The organism is Noviherbaspirillum denitrificans (assembly GCF_002211445.1).
Classification (GTDB): Bacteria; Pseudomonadota; Gammaproteobacteria; order Burkholderiales; family Burkholderiaceae_D; genus Noviherbaspirillum; species Noviherbaspirillum denitrificans.
The window spans coordinates 639534-641901 of sequence record NZ_LSTO01000001.1 but is presented as its reverse complement, the minus strand read 5'-3'; the positions used below and the strand labels follow the sequence as shown (position 1 = coordinate 641901).

The 2368-nt window shown below is 64.3% G+C and carries 3 protein-coding genes and 1 pseudogene; 2 read left to right on the top strand and 2 right to left on the bottom strand.

The window, feature by feature from the left end; all coding sequences use genetic code 11:
• Both AYR66_RS03275 and AYR66_RS03270 read left to right on the top strand, forming a co-directional pair.
• Positions 1–777 (top strand): DUF3570 domain-containing protein (locus AYR66_RS03275; protein ID WP_234814703.1); only part of this gene is annotated, 777 nt, incomplete at its 5' end.
• Positions 771–1676 (top strand): FAD:protein FMN transferase, encoded by a 906-nt coding sequence (locus AYR66_RS03270; RefSeq protein ID WP_088706333.1) that lies wholly within the window; start codon positions 771–773, stop codon positions 1674–1676. The genes AYR66_RS03275 and AYR66_RS03270, both read left to right, overlap by 7 nt.
• Here the strand turns inward: AYR66_RS03270 and AYR66_RS03265 are convergent.
• Together AYR66_RS03265 and AYR66_RS29270 are read right to left on the bottom strand one after the other, a co-directional pair.
• The gene (locus AYR66_RS03265; RefSeq protein ID WP_088706332.1) at positions 1660–2073 is read right to left on the bottom strand and encodes a response regulator; all 414 of its coding nucleotides are present in this window, start codon (positions 2071–2073) and stop codon (positions 1660–1662) included. The genes AYR66_RS03270 and AYR66_RS03265 overlap by 17 nt on opposite strands.
• Positions 2074–2082: 9 nt before the next feature.
• Positions 2083–2368, bottom strand: a pseudogene (locus tag AYR66_RS29270) (hypothetical protein); the annotation flags it as partial.

Here is a 2368-nt window from a genome sequence, read left to right as displayed (position 1 = left end):
GGGCTCGCCTTTTCCAATGAACACGACTACCGTTCGCTGGCCGTCTCGCTGCAGGCCAGCGTATCCAGCGACGACCGCAATACCACATGGACCTTCGGCGCCGGCGCCGCGCGCGATGAAATCAATCCCACCACCCTGGTCGTGGAGGGCGAGCGAAAGCACACCGCCGACCTGCTGCTCGGCGTCACGCAGGTGCTCGGCATGCGCGACATCGTGCAGGCCAACCTGACGCTGGCGCGCGGACGCGGCTATTTTTCGGATCCCTACAAGCTGGTCGACAACCGTCCCCGCGAACGCGACCAGCGCACGCTGCTGCTGCGCTGGAACCACCACTTCGATGCATCCCGCACCACGGCCCGCGCGAGCTATCGCTATTACACGGATACCTTCGGCATTCGCGCGCACACGTTCGGGCTGGATGTGGTGCAGCGTTTCGCACAGGGATGGACACTGACGCCTTCCGTCCGCATCCACAGCCAGGGCGCCGCCGATTTCTATTTCAATCCGGTCTATGACACGCGCTTCGGCGCGCCCTTCCCGGCGGGCTACACCTTCCTCTCCGGTGCCTTCATATCGCCCGACCAGAGGCTGTCGGCGTTCGGCGCGCGGACACTCGGCCTCAAGCTCGAAAAGCAGTTCAGTCCCGACGTGACGGTGGACGTCAAGCTGGAAGGCTATCGCCAGCGCGGCGCATGGCGGCTTTTCGGCAGCGGCAGCCCGGGCCTCGATCCGCTCACCGCCCGCAGCATCCAGGTTGGCATTACCAAGCGATGGTAAGCGACGGCGCACCGCTGTTCCGAGTGGCATTCGATGCGATGGCGAGCCATTGCGAAATCCGGATGGAAGCGACCGGCGAAGATGCCGCCCATGCAATTGCCAGGCAGGCAATCGATGAAGTCAGGCGCATCGAGGCAAAGTATTCGCGCTACCGTGCAGACAGCGTGGTGTCGCGCATCAATTCCGCCGCCGGCATGGATTGGGTAGAACATGATGGGGAAACCGGCGCCCTGCTCGACTTCGCCGGCACGCTGTTCGATGCCAGCGGCGGACTGTTCGACATCACCTCAGGCGTCCTGCGCCGGGCATGGGATTTCAGGCAAGGCGTTGTCCCCTCGGAAGAGGAACTGGCCGCACTCCTTCCCCTCATCGGATGGGGCCGTGTGACACGCGAGGGCAACCGCATCCGCTTGCCGCAACCCGGCATGGAAATCGACTTCGGCGGCTTCGGCAAGGAATATGCGGCGGACCGCGCCGCCTCCATCCTGCGGGCGCGCGGCGTGCGCCATGGCTATGTCAACCTCGGCGGCGACTTCCATGTGATCGGCCCCCAGCCCGGCGGGGAGCCGTGGATGATCGGCATCCAGGACCCGAGGCAGCCGCAGTCGTGCGTGGCAAGCATCCCGGTCACGCACGGCGGACTCGCCACCAGCGGCGATTACGAGCGCTACTTTGAACGCGACGGACGGCGCTATTGCCACATCCTCGATCCGCGTACCGGGCAACCAGTGACGGCGTGGCGCTCGGTCAGTGTACTGGGACCACTGGCGGTGGCAGCAGGCAGCGGCTCGACCATCGCCATGCTCAGCCAGGACGCCGCCATCGACTTCCTCGACCATTCTGGCATGGCTTACCTTGCAATTGACGCCACCGGACACACGTTCAGCCGGAACCCCTGAGATCCTTCAGCACTTCCATCATTTGCGCAAACTTCACCGGCTTCTCAAACACGCGCTCGAACCCGGCATCCAGCGCCCTTTCGCGCTCGACCTGGTCCGCATAGCCGCTGACCGCGATCATGCGAATGCCGGCCAGCGCCGGGTCGGCACGCATGTCCGCGGCAAGGTCGAAGCCGCTCCTGCCGCCGGGAAGGCGCAGGTCGCAGAACACGAGGTCGGGCGCCAGTCCGCGCATGCTGTCGAGCGCCGTGCGGGCAGTGAATACCGCTTCGGTAGTACAGCCCATGACTTCGAGCAGGTCGCAGAAAAGCTTGGCCAGGTCGCGGTTGTCCTCCACGACAAGGACGCGCAGCGTGGATCCATGGGAAGCGGAGCCGTCGGCTGGGGAACTATGCATGTGTGTATGTCAGCCCATGGGAAGCAAATGGGAATGCGCGCCGCACACCTGCCTGGGATGAGGGTCTTCTCCGTCCACGCGGTAACTGCACAGCAAGGCAAAAGGCAGGTGTGTCCTCAGGGTGTTCCATAATGCTTCGAGGCGCACCGAGGCCAGGCGGTTTCCCGATTCCCACAATATCCCCGGAAGTTCAGTAAAGACACGCACGTTGCCGAAGCGTCTCGATGCGCGTTCGATCAGGCCGCCGGCATGTTCGTGGAAGCGCCTGTCGTCCGGCACGCCATTTTCCAGCAAT